The sequence below is a fragment of the Gluconobacter sp. P1D12_c genome (genome assembly GCF_018812105.1).
GTDB lineage: Bacteria > Pseudomonadota > Alphaproteobacteria > Acetobacterales > Acetobacteraceae > Gluconobacter > Gluconobacter oxydans_A.
The window spans coordinates 1-425 of the sequence record NZ_JACSIQ010000542.1 but is presented as its reverse complement, the minus strand read 5'-3'; the positions used below and the strand labels follow the sequence as shown (position 1 = coordinate 425).

1 protein-coding gene is annotated in these 425 nt (G+C 47.1%); it reads right to left on the bottom strand.

Going from position 1 to position 425, the window contains the following annotated elements:
• Positions 1-425, bottom strand: a 425-nt coding sequence (locus KP705_RS18070; protein WP_215765293.1) for a plasmid recombination protein, incomplete at both ends; no start/stop codon positions are given.

The following is a 425-nucleotide window of genomic DNA, read 5'->3' as shown; positions in this document are numbered from 1 at the left end:
CATCATCATGCCTGATGACTGTCTTCAACTGGTCCCCATACGTGTCCTGCAACCACTTGACCGACCGAGCTTGCCAACGCTTACAATCGGCATCCATCTCACCTGGCCAAGACAGAACAATGCACGCCATAGTATTTTGAGTGCTTCTGATTTTCCTGCTCTTGCCATTCTTCTGAACATCAACAGCACCATCGCAAGCCTGCTCATGCTCACGCTCAAGAGCTTCTAAATCCTGACCAAAAACGAGAACCGGCTTGCCTGGATTTTCAACATGCAAACAGGCATCCGGATTTCTCCGGGTAGCCTCATCTATAGTCTCTTTAATATTCCACTTCTTAGACTTCGTTGCCTTGTCGGAAGGCTTTACAAGCACTTTACGACTCAGCATCTCAAAATGTGCGAATTGATAACTCATGACAACGATC